This window comes from Pseudarthrobacter sp. 10T415 (assembly GCF_056394175.1).
The window spans coordinates 399,425-411,455 of the sequence record NZ_JBFTHJ010000001.1; the positions used below are offsets into that span (position 1 = coordinate 399,425).

The window sequence follows — 12,031 nt, forward strand, 5'->3', positions numbered from 1 at the left end:
CATAATGCTAATCGAAAATTTCTTCGAACGCGCACGGTTCCGCCCTCAGGGAACATCGTAGGCGGCGGCCAGCAGCTTCACCGCTTCCGCGAACGTTGCACCCTGCGCTTTGGCGGCGGCAGCATAGGCCGCAGCGGCGTCGGACAGCCCGCCGAGACGTTCGTCACGAGCGCAGACCACGGTGCCGTTCCTGCCCCGCGTTGCCACGATTCCTGCTGCTTCGAGCTCCTTATAGGCACGCGCCACAGTGTGCGGTGCGACGTCCAGCCGCTCTGCCAGTGCCCGGACCGCAGGCAGCCTGGTGCCGGGGGCCAGCGCCCCGTTGTCCACCTGGTGGATCACCTGCAGGCGCAACTGTTCAAAAAGGGCCACGGTGCTGGTGGAGTTGGGCTTCCACGTCCCCGGGAATTCGGCTGCCGAGCTCACAGTCCGGCCTCAAGGGCACCTGAGCGGCGCGGAGCCGCAGAGAACTGGGCGTTGTAGAGCCGTGCGTAGAAGCTGTTCGCGGCCAACAGGCCCTGGTGCGTGCCCTGCTCAACAATGCGTCCGTGGTCCATGACGAGAATTAGATCAGCGTTCCGGACGGTGGACAAACGGTGCGCAATGACAAAGCTGGTCCTCCCCCGCCGCAGCCGGAGCATGGCCTGGCGGATCAGCAGTTCCGTCCTGGAATCGACGGAGCTGGTTGCCTCATCGAGGATCAGCACGGCCCGGCCTGCCAGTTGTGCCCGGGCGATGGTGATGAGCTGCCGCTGGCCCTGGCTGAGGGGTTCACCCCCGTTTTCCAGAACGGTGTCGTAGCCATCCGGGAGCGACCTGGCAAAGCGGTCCACGTAGCTGGCCTCCGCCGCCGCCAGGATCTCCTCGTCAGAGGCCCCGGGCAGGCCGTAGGCGATGTTGTCCCTGATGGTTCCGCCAAACAGCCACGTGTCCTGGAGCACCACACCGAACTGCCCGCGGAGCCGGTCCGGCTGGACAGCGGCAATGTCGGTGCCGCCCATGGTGATCAGGCCCGTACCCGGCTCGTAGAACCGCATCAGCAGGTTCACCACAGTGGTCTTTCCCGCCCCGGTATGGCCCACAATGGCTACCATCTGGCCAGGTTCCACTGCGAATGACAGGTTCCGGACTGCGGGCGCCGCGCCGGGGTAGCCGAACGTCACGTCGTCAAAGACGATGCGGCCGTCCGACGGCGCTTCCAAAGTGCCGCTCTCCGCGTCCTCTTCCGAGTCAAGGAGGGCAAACACGCGCTCCGCCGATGCGACGCAGGACTGGATCAGGTTGAGCAGGCCGCCGATCTGGCCCACCGGCTGGGTGAACAACCTGCTGAACTGGATGAATGCCTGGATCCCGCCGATGGTCATGGCGCCTGCGATGACCTGGAGGGCGCCAACCACCGCCACGGCGATGTAGTTGAGGTTTGCCATCAGCACCATCAGGGGCTGCACCACGCCGGCGGAGTACTGCGCCTTGGTTGCCGCGCGGGCCAACCGGCTGTTGCTGCTCGCGAAAACAGCAGCCGCCTGCGGCTGCTGGCCGAAGGCCTTGATCACCTCATGGCCCGTGATGAATTCCTCGACGTGGGAGTTCAGCTCCCCTGTTTCCGTCCACTGGCGCGCGAAATGCTCCTGCGACCTGCGGGCCACGAGCACCGTAACCCCCATGGACAGCGGCACGGAGGCGATGGCGATGCAGGCGAGGAGGGGCGATATCCACAGCATCATCGCGAGTGACCCGAACAGCATCAGGACGGACATGATCAGCTGGGTGAGGAGCTGGTTCAGCGCCTGGGAGATGTTGTCGATGTCGTTGGTGGCCCGGCTCAGCACGTCTCCGCGGGACCGTTCCCGGAAGTAGGTGGACGGGAGCCGGTGCAGTTTGCCTTCCACTGAGCCGCGCAACCCGTACATGACGCCCTGAACGGACCGGGCAGTCAGGGAACCCTGCACCCAGTTGAACAGCGACGTGAAAATGTACATCATCGACACGGCAGCCAGCAGGAGGCCGAGTCCTTCCTGGTCCAGCGCTCCCCGGACCACCCCGTCCACCACAATGTCGGTGGCGTCGCCGAGGAGTTTGGGGGCTGCCACATTCAAGGCCGCGAAACCGCAGGTGGCGGCAACGGCACCCAGCATGAGGGCCCGGAACGGCCCGAGGAGGCCCAGCAGTCTGCCGGCGGTGCGCCAGAAACCGGCCCCGCCCATCTCGGTGCCGGGCACAGCCGTCATTGCGGACCGTCCAGTGCAAGCTGCGAGTCGGCGATTTCCCGGTAGGTGGACGACGATTCCAGCAGCTCGCCGTGCGTTCCCTGCGCAACGAGCCGGCCGCCGTCGAGCACCAGGATCAGGTGGGCATCCTCCACCGCTGCAATGCGTTCGGCCACGATAATCCTGGTGGCCGCCGCCAGCCGGACGTCCAAAGCCTGCCGAAGCCTCGTGTCCGTGTCGTAGTCCAGGGCGGAAAAACTGTCGTCAAAGAGGTACAGCGGGGCCTTGCGCAACAGCGCGCGGGCAATGCACAGCCGCTGCCGCTGCCCGCCGGAGAGGTTGGTGCCGCCCTGCCCCACCGGCGTTGCCAGCCCCAGCGGGAGGTCCCGCATGAAGCGCATGGTTTGCGCCGCCTCGAGGACCTCCCAGAGTTCATGATCGGAAGCTCCGGGTGAAGCCATCCGCAGGTTGTCCGCAATGGTCCCGGAAAACAGGTGGGAGTGTTGCGGGACGATGGACATGGATCTGCGCAGGAGGTCCAGCGGCAGTTCCCGGACATCGGCGCCGTCGAGGAGGATGCTGCCTTCGGTGGTCTCGAGGAACCTCGGAACCAGGTTCAGCAGCGTTGATTTGCCGCTGCCGGTGGACCCGACGATCGCCGTAGTGGTTCCGGGCGCAGCCACAAAATTCAGGTCTGCCAGCACCGGCACTTCCGCGCCCGGGTAGGAGAAACCAACGCCCCTGAACTCCAGGGCTCCAGGCCCGGCCAGGGGCGTCACCGGATCCTTCGCGGCCACGGCAGGGCGCGACGGCGGGGGGTCGGCGGGGTCGGCGACGGAGGGTTTGGTGTCCAGCACCGCAGAGATCCGCTCGGCGCAGACTGCCGCCCGCGGGGCCGTCATCAGCACGTACATGGACATCATGATTGCCAGGAGGATCTGCAGGATGTAGGCGATGAAGGCAGTCAGCGCGCCCAGGTTCATCTCGCCTGCCTGGATGCGGTGGCCGCCGAACCAGACCACAGCCACCGAGGAGAGGTTCACCACGAGCATGATCAGAGGCAGCATTCCGGCTACGAGCAGCGCGGACTGCAGGTTGTTGGCGGTGAGACTGGAGTTGGCGCGGGCGAAACGGCGCGTTTCGTGGTCCTGCCGGACGAAGGCGCGGATGGCGCTGGCGCCGATGATCTGTTCGCGCAGGATGCCGCCGGCGTTATCGAGAAGTTCCTGGCCGTCGCGGTAGAGCGGAATGAGGCGGCGGACGATCAGTGCCATGATCAGGACGAGCAGCGGCACGATCACGATGACGACGGCGGACAGCGCCACGTCCTGCTGCAAGGCAAGAATGATGCCGCCGACGCCCATGGCAGGGCCCGCCACCAGCATCGTGAACACCAGGATGGCGAAGGACTGCACCTGCTGGGTGTCGTTGGTGGCCCGGGTGGTCAGGCTTTGGGTGCCGAACCGGGCAACTTCCAGGGAGGACAGGGACTGGATGCGGGCAAAGATTTCCGCGCGGAGCCGGTGGCCGATCCGCATTGCCACAACGGCCCCGAGATAGCCTGCGGCGATGGCAGCTGCGGCCTGGACAACGGCGATGCCGGCCATCACGATACCCAAGCGGGAAATGACGCCCGTATCACCGGGAACGATTCCGTCATCAATGATGGCGGCGTTCACGGTTGGCAGCAGGAGGTTGGCGGCTGCCTGGATCAGCTGCAGCAGGACGACGGCGGCGACGGAGCCCTTTTGGTCCGAGAGCAGGCGCCTCATCAAACCGATCAGCAACGAACCTCCAGTTCGGTCGGGGGCCGTCGGGGCCGGACGTTGGCCTCTCCCCCAGAGACCACTCCGTCATTGTAAGCCAGATCACTTTCCCCCGCTGTCAAAGACATGACAGGCCCGTTGAGCCGGCTGCACAGCGGCAGTCCAGGGGCGGGGAACCGCTCAGTCCGGCTTGCGTCCCACCGCGAAGATCCTGCGGAAGGGAAAGACGGTGCCGTGCCGGCCCTGCGGGTAGGCGGCCCGGAGCGCCTCCGCGTAGTCCGCTTCGAAGGCGGCACCGTCCTCCGGCGGGAGCACGGCCAGGACGGGGCGCAGGGCGGTTCCACGAACCCATTCCAGGACGGGGTCGGGCCCGGGCAGCAGCTGCTGGTAGGTGGTTTCCCACGCGTCCGCAGTGCAGCCGGCGTCGAGCATGATCCCGAGGTAGTCCGCCGGTTCACTGACGGACTCTCCGCCCCGCAGGACGCCGTCGAGCTGGGCCGCCCACCGCGGTGATCCTGCCAGCTGGCGCATCAGCTGATGGGATGGGGCGTTGAAGTTCCCGGGTACCTGCATGGCGAACCAGCCGCCGGGGCGCAGCGCGGCCAGCCAGGTCCGCAGCAGGTCCTGGTGGCCCGGGACCCATTGCAGTGCCGCGTTCGTCACCACCACATCCGTGTCAGCGGCAGGCAGCCAGTCCCGGATGTCCTGCTGCTCAAACGCGAGGGACGGCTGCGAGGCGCTGAGCTCCGCGGCCTTGCCCAGCATCTGGGCCGAGGAGTCCACTCCCACCACCCGGGCACCGGGCCAGCGGCGGGCGAGCGTTGCCGTCAGGTTGCCGGGTCCGCAGCCGAGGTCAACCACCTGGCCGGGATTGGCGGCGTGGATCCTGCCGGTGAGGTCGAAGAACGGGCGGTTCCGGTAATCGCCGAACTGAACGTACTTCGCCGGATCCCATTTCATAAGTTTCTCCATGCCTTGGTGCTGACTCTGCTACGGGAAGCCTAGCCGGGGCCAACGGCAGCGGCACCGTACGCAGGACCCACGGATTACCTGCCGCAGCGGGGCACTAAGCTGGAAAACAATGAAACTCGTTGACCAGCTGACCGATCTGACCGCGCCGGGACCGTCGGACGCCGTCGACCCCGACCACCTGTACACCCGCTTCGTGGAGTGGACCGAAAGCCGCGGCCTGGACCTGTACCCGGCGCAGGACGAGGCCATCATGGAGCTCGCCACCGGCGCCAACGTCATCCTCGCGACACCCACCGGGTCCGGGAAGTCCCTGGTGGCCATCGCGGCCCACTTCCAGGCGATGGCGCTGGGCAGGCGCAGCTACTACACGGCGCCCATCAAGGCGCTGGTATCGGAAAAGTTCTTCGCGCTCTGCGAGATTTTCGGCGCCGAGAACGTGGGCATGATCACCGGCGATTCGGGCGTGAACCAGGACGCCCCGATCATCTGCTGCACCGCCGAGATCCTGGCCAACATCGCCCTGCGCGAGGGCGACACGGCGGACCTGGGCTCCGTCATCATGGACGAGTTCCATTTCTACTCGGATCCTCAGCGCGGCTGGGCCTGGCAGGTGCCGCTGCTGGAACTGCCGCAGGCGCAGTTCCTGCTCATGTCCGCCACGCTGGGCGACGTGACCCGGTTTGAGAAGGGGCTCACAACGCTCACCGGGCGCCCCAGCACCACCGTGAGCTCGGCCGAGCGGCCCATCCCGCTGCATTTCTACTATCACGAGACCCCTGTCCACGAGACCCTCGAAGAGCTGCTGTCCACCAAGCAGGTTCCGGTGTACGTGGTGCACTTCAGCCAGCTCGAAGCGATCGACCGCGCCCAGACGCTCATGAGCATCAACGTGTGCACGCGGGAGGAGAAGGACAAAATCGCGGACCTCATCGCGAACTTCCGGTTCGCGGCCGGGTTCGGGAAGACCCTCAACCGGCTGGTCCGCCACGGGATCGGCGTGCACCACGCCGGCATGCTGCCGAAGTACCGGCGGCTCGTGGAGCAGCTGGCGCAGGCGGGACTGCTGAAGGTCATCTGCGGTACGGACACCCTGGGCGTGGGCATCAACGTTCCCATCCGCACCGTGCTGCTCACTGCTTTGAGCAAGTACGACGGCGTCCGCACCCGGCTGCTCAACTCCCGCGAGTTCCACCAGATTGCCGGACGCGCCGGCCGGGCAGGGTACGACACCGCCGGCACAGTGGTGGTGCAGGCCCCGGAGCACGTCACCGAAAACGTCAGGGCCATGGCCAAGGCCGTGGCCAAGTTCGGCGACGACCAGAAGAAGCTGCGCCAGGTGGTGAAGAAGAAGCCCCCGGAGGGATTCGTGTCCTGGGGCGAACCCACCTACCGGCGGCTCGTGGAATCCGTTCCGGACCCGCTGGCGTCCAGCTTCACGGTCACGCACGCCATGCTGATGAACCTGATGGAACGTCCCGGAGACCCGTTTGCCGCCGCACGCCGGCTGCTGACGGAGAACCACGAAACCCGGCCGGCGCAGCTCCGGCTGATGAAGAAGGCCCTGGGCATCTACCGCGAGCTGCTGGCCGCCGAAGTCGTGGAACGGATCCCGGAAGCCGAACAGGGTCCGGACGGCCGCGCCGTCCGCCTGACGGTGCACCTGCAGGCCAACTTCGCACTCAACCAGCCGCTCTCCCCCTTCGCACTCGCCGCGCTGGAGCTCCTGGACCCGGAGTCGCCGTCGTACGCCCTGGACGTGGTGTCCATCATCGAGGCGACGCTGGAAAAGCCGCGCCAGATCCTCTCCGCGCAGCAGAAGAAGGCCCGCGGCGAGGCGGTGGCCGCCATGAAGGCTGACGGGATCGAGTACGACCAGCGGATGGCGATGCTGGACGAAGTGACGTACCCGCAACCGCTGGCGGACATCCTGGCCGAGGCCTTCGAGGTCTACCGCAAGGCCGCCCCGTGGGTTGGCGACTTCGAGCTGGCACCAAAATCCGTGGTCCGGGACATGTACGAACGCGCCATGAACTTCGGCGAGTTCGTCCAGTTCTATGGGCTGGCCCGCTCGGAAGGCATCGTGCTGCGGTACCTGGCCGATGCGTTCAAGGCCCTCCGGCAAACCGTCCCGCAGGATATGCTCCGCGACGATTTGGAAGACCTGATTGCCTGGCTGGGCGAGCTGGTACGGCAGGTGGATTCCAGCCTCCTGGACGAATGGGAGGAACTGGCGTCCGGGGCCATGCCCACGCCGCACGACGCACCGCCGCCTCCCCCGCCGTCGCTGACGTCCAACATCCGCGCCTTCCGCGTAATGGTCCGCAACGAGATGTTCCGCCGCGTGGAGCTCTTCGCCGATGAGGACGCCGCGGCACTGGGTGAACTCGACGGCGGCTCCGGCTGGGATGCCGACCGCTGGGAAGACGCCCTGGATGACTACTTCGACGAACACGACGACATCGGCACCGGACCGGACGCCCGCGGGCCCGGACTGCTGATCATCACGGAGGAAGCCGGGGTGTGGAAGGTGCGCCAGATCTTCGACGACCCGGCACGGAACCACGACTGGGGCATCTCCGCCGAAGTGAACCTGGCGGAATCGGACGAAACCGGCACCGCGGTCCTGAGGGTAACGGGCGTCAACCGCCTTTAGGTAAGCTCAGACAATGAGTGTAATCCGCCCCGCAACCGAGCACGACGTCCCGGCTATCCTCCGGATGATCCACGAACTGGCGCACTACGAAAAGGAGCCTGACGCGGTCCGGAACACCCCGGAAATGCTGCAGGCCGTCCTCTTTGGCGATAACCCGCGGGTGTTCGCGGCAATGGCCGAGAATGCGGCAGGCGACGTGCAGGGCTTCGCGCTGTGGTTCCTGAACTACTCCACCTGGGAGGGCGTTCACGGGATCTACCTGGAGGATCTCTACGTCAGTCCGGAGGCGCGCGGCGAGGGGCACGGGAAGGCCCTGCTGAAGCACCTGGCGGGTATCGCCGTCGGGAACGGCTACGCCCGGGTGGAATGGAGCGTACTCGACTGGAATGAGCCCTCCATCAATTTCTACCGCAGCCTGGGTGCCCGGCCGATGGACGGGTGGTCGACATTCCGGCTTACCGGCGAAGCCCTGGAACAGTTTGGCACCCCGGTTCCAGCCGCGGCCCATGGCTGAGGCAGGCCACCGGATCCGTGCCCGCCATGAGTTCCGCGGCATGCGCACCGTGGAGCACGTCTTTACCGTGCCTCTGGACCATGCCGCCACCGGCGGGGACGCAGAAACCATCACTGTCTTTGCCCGCGAGTACGTTGCGGCCGCCCACAGCGCCGAGGAAACGGAAAACCTGCCCTGGCTGTTGTTCCTGCAGGGCGGCCCGGGAGGGCGCGGCAACAGGTTCGGGACCTTGGGCGGCTGGAGCAAGGCTGCGGCCAAGGACTTCCGCATCCTCATGCTGGACCAGCGCGGAACCGGCCTGTCCACCCCGGCGGACCGGAATACCCTTCCGCTGCGTGGGACGGCCGCCCGGCAGGTCGCCTATCTAGAGCACTTCCGCGCGGACTCGATCGTTGCCGACGCAGAACTGATCCGCAAAGCGCTGGGCATTCCGTACTGGACCATCTATGGCCAGAGTTACGGCGGGTTCTGTGCCCTGACCTACCTCTCCTTCGCCCCGGAGGCCCTCCGCCAGGTGCTCATCACCGGCGGGCTCGCCCCGCTGACGGGTCCTGCGGACGATGTATACCGTGCCACCTACCAACGGGTTGCGGCCCGGAACGCGGAGTACTTCTCGTGGTACCCGGAGGACTGGGAGGCGCTGGAACGAATCGCCCGGCACCTGCGCAGCACGCCGGAAACCCTGCCCGACGGCAGCCCGCTCACAGTGGAGCGGCTGCAGATGCTGGGGGCGTTCCTGGGCGGGAACACCCGGGTGGACAGCCTCCACTACCTGCTCGAGGACGCCTTCACGGACACCTCCGATGGGCCCAGGCTCTCGGACGGGTTCCTGGAGCAGGTGCACGGCGTCGTCTCGCGGGGGTCCAACCCGCTGTACGCCCTGATGCACGAGTCGATTTACGGCCAGGGCCAGGCAACGGACTGGGCCGCCTGGCGGGTCCTGGACGAGTACCCCGAATTCCGGCCGGACGCCGAGCCTCTGCTGCTCACCGGCGAGATGGTCTACCCCTGGTACTTCGACCAGGACCCCGCGCTGCGGCCGCTCCGGGAGGCGGCCGGACTGCTGGCCGCCAAGAACGACTGGAAGCCGCTTTACGACGTCCGCCGGCTCGCCGCCAACCGGGTGCCGGTGGCCGCTGCCGTCTACTCGGACGACATCTACGTGGACCGGAAACTGTCCCTGGAGACTGCAGCCACGGTCCGAGGACTCCAGGTCTGGGAAACGGGCGATTTCCACCACGACGGGATCGCCGACGACGGTGAGGGAATCTTCGCGCGGCTGCTGGGAATGGCGGCGTCAGGCCGCCGCTGATTGCCGGTGCGCCGAAACCCTGGCCATCGCCGCGGCAGCCAGGACGCAGGCCGCTACAGCGCCGGCAAGCATGTTGAGGCCGAAATAGCCCGCCCCGCTCAGGACCAGGCCGGAGGCCGCTCCGCCCACGGCTCCCGCCGCACCCATCAGCATGTCCGAGACCCCTTGGACCACCACGCGTGCCTCCTGCCCCACGCTTTCGGCCAGCAGCGTGGACCCGGCCACGGTGGATGCTGACCAGCCCAGTCCCAGCAGCACCAGCCCTGCGGCCACCGCGGCGGTGGAGTCCTGCCCGAAGCCGGCTACTGCGACGCCCGCCATCAGCGTGGCGAAGCCGAGCATGACCGTTTCGGTCCTGCCTGCCCTGTCCGTCAGCCATCCCATGACTGGGGACAGGGCGAACATACCGGCGATGTGCAGTGAAATGGTGAAGCCGATGATCACCAGGGCTCCGCCGTCGGCTGCGTGGCCGGCGTGCGGCGTGCCTGGCCCTTCGACCAGGTGCTGCAGGTGCAGAGGCGTCATGGACATCACGCCCACCATGACGGCGTGGGCACCAACCACCGCAGTGACGGCCAGGAGCGCCATCCGGGAACCGCGGATGGCCCGCATGCCGGTGGTGAGCCTTCCTGCCGGCTTCGGCCGAAAATGCGTGCCGGTACCGGCGCAGGCCGCACGGCCAGCCCCGGCGGACTGGGTGGCCAGGTCTGGGTGAGCCGCGGCCTCCTGCCCGGCCGCATGCGGGCCGGGCTGGCCTCCCGGCCCCGCGGTACGGGCCGCAAGTTCCCGCGCCAGCAGCAGCGGGTCCGGGCGCAGGCCGACGAAGACGAGGATGATGGCCACCACCAGTCCGGCGCTCGAGATGACGAACGGCCCAGCCACCGGCGGCAGTCCCAGCGCCAGTCCGACGGCGGCGCCCGGCTGGATCAGGTTCGGGCCGGCCACAGCGCCGATGGTGACCGCCCAGACGACCGTCGCCAGCGCCCGGCCGCGGTGTCCGGCGTCGGCAAGGTCGACGGCGGCGAAACGGGCCTGCAGGTTCGCTGCGGTGCCTGCCCCGATGCCCGCCGCACCCAGCATGAGGAGCACGAATACTCCGGTCACGACAGAGAGCACCATCAGGAGCGCGCCGGCCAGCGCGGCGAGCATGCCGGCCACCTGGCCTGCCCGGCGGCCCCTGCGGTCCGCCAGTGCCGCCAGTGGCAAGGCCGTCACGGCGGCACCGAGGGTCATGACGGTGGCCACCGCTCCTGCCCAGGCGCTGGAGCCGGACAGTTCGACGGCGAGGATGGATCCGATGGAGACGGTGGCGCCCGTGCCGATGCCGCCAAAAACCTGCGCCGCAGCCAGAAGGGCAACGGTGCGCCGCTGCACCCTGACAACCTCATGCTCCGCCATGATGGCCATGGACCGAGCATAGTCCCGTGGGACTTCGTCCAGGAGGGGTTAAAAGAAAGACCGCAGTCCCGGCGCTGATGCTGCCGGGACTGCGGTCTTTTGAAGCGGGAAGGAGCGTCTATTCGGCGTCGCTGTGGCTCTTCCGGACGTCGTCTTCGAGGCGCGGGTCCATGTGGGCTTCCTTGGCCTTGGAGCTGAGCAGGCTGGCAACGACGGCGATAATGATGGTGCCGACGATGACCGCCAGGGACACGAAGGTGGGGATTTCGGGTGCCCATTCGATGTGCTTGCCGCCGTTGATGAAGGGCAGTTCGTTCACGTGCATGGCGTGCAGGACCAGCTTGACGCCGATGAACGCCAGGATGACGGACAGGGCGTGCTTCAGGTACACCAGGCGGTTCATGAGGCCGCCGAGCAGGAAGTACAGCTGGCGCAGGCCCATGAGGGCGAACAGGTTGGCGGTGAACACGATGAACGGGCTCTGGGTGAGGCCGAAGATGGCGGGGATCGAGTCCACGGCGAACAGCAGGTCCGTCAGGCCGATGGTGATGAACACGATCAGCATGGGGGTGAAGACCTTCTTGCCGTTCACGGTGGTGCGCAGCTTGCCTTCGTCGAACTTCTCCGACATGGGGATGACCTTGCGGATCCGGGCGATGAGGGGGTTTTCCTTGTCCTCTTCGTCTTCGCCTTCATCCTGGGCCTGCTTCCACGCGGTCCACAGCAGGAACGCACCGAAGATGTAGAACACCCAGCTGAACTGCTCGATCACGATGGCGCCGAGGAGGATGAAGATGCCGCGCAGGACCAGGGCGATGATGATGCCCACCATCAGCACTTCCTGCTGGTACTTCCTGGGCACCGAGAACCGGGCCATGATGATGATGAAGACGAAGAGGTTGTCGATGCTGAGGCTGTACTCAGTGACCCAGCCTGCAACGAACTGGCCGCCATACTCGTGTCCGGCGAAGATAAACATGGCGCCGGCAAACAGCAGGGCCAGGGTGACGTAGAACGCCACCCACAGTCCGGCTTCCTTCATGGACGGTTCGTGCGGGCGGCGAACGACCAGGAGCAGGTCGATCAGGAGGATCAGGCCGAGGACGACAAATGAGCCGACCTCGAACCACAAGGGCAATTCGAGCACAGGGGTAGCCTTTCGCGGGGTACAGAGATGCGGTGTAAGTCTCTCCGGCCAGCCTGTGCACT

Annotated in this window: 9 protein-coding genes; 3 read left to right on the forward strand and 6 right to left on the reverse strand. The window is 66.8% G+C overall.

Translation table 11 applies throughout. From position 1 onward, the window contains the following. Nucleotides 1–45 precede the first annotated feature (45 nt). The 4 genes from AC1DBN_RS01895 to AC1DBN_RS01910 all read right to left on the reverse strand — a co-directional run bounded on the left by AC1DBN_RS01895 (nt 46) and on the right by AC1DBN_RS01910 (nt 4,933). Nucleotides 46–426 (reverse strand): GntR family transcriptional regulator, encoded by a 381-nt coding sequence (locus AC1DBN_RS01895; protein ID WP_091720071.1) that lies wholly within the window; start codon nt 424–426, stop codon nt 46–48. Next, nucleotides 423–2,228 carry an ABC transporter ATP-binding protein gene (locus AC1DBN_RS01900; protein ID WP_477722489.1) on the reverse strand — a complete coding sequence of 602 codons (1,806 nt, stop codon included), beginning with the start codon at nt 2,226–2,228 and terminating at the stop codon, nt 423–425. The genes AC1DBN_RS01895 and AC1DBN_RS01900 overlap by 4 nt, the downstream gene beginning before the upstream one ends. Further along, nucleotides 2,225–3,979 (reverse strand): ABC transporter ATP-binding protein, encoded by a 1,755-nt coding sequence (locus AC1DBN_RS01905; protein WP_197676715.1) that lies wholly within the window; start codon nt 3,977–3,979, stop codon nt 2,225–2,227. Before AC1DBN_RS01905 ends, AC1DBN_RS01900 begins: the two co-directional genes overlap by 4 nt. 174 nt (nt 3,980–4,153) lie before the next feature. Next, complete coding sequence (locus tag AC1DBN_RS01910) at nt 4,154–4,933, reverse strand: trans-aconitate 2-methyltransferase (protein ID WP_091720064.1); 780 nt, start codon at nt 4,931–4,933, stop codon at nt 4,154–4,156. A gap of 121 nt (nt 4,934–5,054) precedes the next feature. Here AC1DBN_RS01910 and AC1DBN_RS01915 point away from each other — a divergent pair, with 121 nt between their 5' ends. From AC1DBN_RS01915 to AC1DBN_RS01925, 3 genes are read left to right on the forward strand one after another with little or no spacing between them, the layout of a single operon-like run. Next, nucleotides 5,055–7,598 (forward strand): DEAD/DEAH box helicase, encoded by a 2,544-nt coding sequence (locus AC1DBN_RS01915; RefSeq protein WP_091720062.1) that lies wholly within the window; start codon nt 5,055–5,057, stop codon nt 7,596–7,598. 13 nt (nt 7,599–7,611) lie between these two features. Further along, nucleotides 7,612–8,112 (forward strand): GNAT family N-acetyltransferase, encoded by a 501-nt coding sequence (locus tag AC1DBN_RS01920; protein WP_314213080.1) that lies wholly within the window; start codon nt 7,612–7,614, stop codon nt 8,110–8,112. Continuing rightward, nucleotides 8,105–9,424 (forward strand): alpha/beta fold hydrolase, encoded by a 1,320-nt coding sequence (locus tag AC1DBN_RS01925; protein WP_091720056.1) that lies wholly within the window; start codon nt 8,105–8,107, stop codon nt 9,422–9,424. Before AC1DBN_RS01920 ends, AC1DBN_RS01925 begins: the two co-directional genes overlap by 8 nt. On the opposite strand, the gene AC1DBN_RS01930 is transcribed toward AC1DBN_RS01925, so the two are convergent. Further along, entirely contained in the window at nt 9,410–10,831 is a 1,422-nt protein-coding gene (locus tag AC1DBN_RS01930) for an MFS transporter (protein WP_091720055.1), read from the reverse strand. The genes AC1DBN_RS01925 and AC1DBN_RS01930 overlap by 15 nt on opposite strands. Before the next feature lie 109 nt (nt 10,832–10,940). Continuing rightward, nucleotides 10,941–11,969, reverse strand: a complete 1,029-nt coding sequence (locus AC1DBN_RS01935; protein WP_091720054.1) for a TerC family protein — start codon at nt 11,967–11,969, stop codon at nt 10,941–10,943. Between the last annotated feature and the right edge of the window lie 62 nt (nt 11,970–12,031).